General features: G+C 35.9%; 1 pseudogene. It reads left to right on the top strand.

The annotated features are described in order from the left end of the window. Positions 1 to 353: 353 nt before the first annotated feature. Positions 354 to 1,085: pseudogene (locus OK414_RS29650) on the top strand (hypothetical protein); the annotation flags it as partial.

Genomic DNA, 1,085 nt, shown 5'->3' with positions numbered 1-1,085 from the left:
AAATTGACAAGTAGGTATTGTGATTTAACGAATGGCACTCTCGTTATGAATCGATATACGTAACGAAAGGGCCTCACAAGGGCAAATGAACAGAAGAATTATTTTGTTGTAAGAGAGGAGAGCCTGCATCATTTTCGATGTAGGCTCTTATTATGTTGATGATATAAAGTAAGATACAGAAGGGATTGACCTTGAATATTCTTTGTAGATATAAGTTCTACTTAATTTGAATAATTGTTGATAGATGTAAGTTTTTGTAGATCATTAAATTGTTCTCATATATTGAATATTTAACCTACATCAAGTACAATGAGTTGAATATAAGTTCAACTTAAAAGATGAGGTGTTTAGAAATGAAAATTTCACGTTTTAATAAAGATTGCGGGAACTCTGTTGATATGAACATTATGGATGGATATCTATTTGATTTTCCAACGAATGTAGTTGAACTGCAAAAAGAAGCTGCAGATTCTTTTTTTACAGATGCGGTTACAGCTCCAGAAGAATTTAAGAAGCGTATTTTACTTTCCACAACTATTCAGGGAGAAGAGAAAGAGCGCTATTTCTTAGTAGGTGACATTGCCGCAAGTCAATTACTTGCCAACAATCACATTAATAAATTACATAATAAAATTACAAGTCATATTCCATACATCACCTTTTTAGCTGCGATTGCGTATTACCATGCGTTACATGCGAAGGATAAAAAAGACAACACAGTTGAAATTGACTATTTTTCTACGATGTTACCAATCTGGCTCCTTAAGAAAGAGAGCACATTTGGGGCAGCTCAAAAAGCGATGGCTAATCGCTTCTTAGGCGACCATACGTTTACTGTGCATACGCCTGGTTTCGAAAATACGTTAAAGGTAGTAGTGGAAGAAAGTGCATGCTTAAAAGAGGGAGAAAGCGCACGTTTTGCCTTAAAAAAAGACTTAACCCTTGAAGATCGTGAAGATGCGAATGAGTATGTAGAATGTGAAACGGTTATGGTGGACATTGGTGGTGGTTCCATTGATGTGGTTATTCTACCCGAAGGGTTAAAAGCTGCGAATAGTCGTGATTCATTCCAAAGCATTGAGGGG

This window comes from Priestia sp. JV24, assembly GCF_025910025.1.
In the GTDB taxonomy this organism is placed as follows: Bacteria; Bacillota; Bacilli; order Bacillales; family Bacillaceae_H; genus Priestia; species Priestia megaterium.
This window is presented reverse-complemented; position numbering and strand designations above follow the sequence as displayed.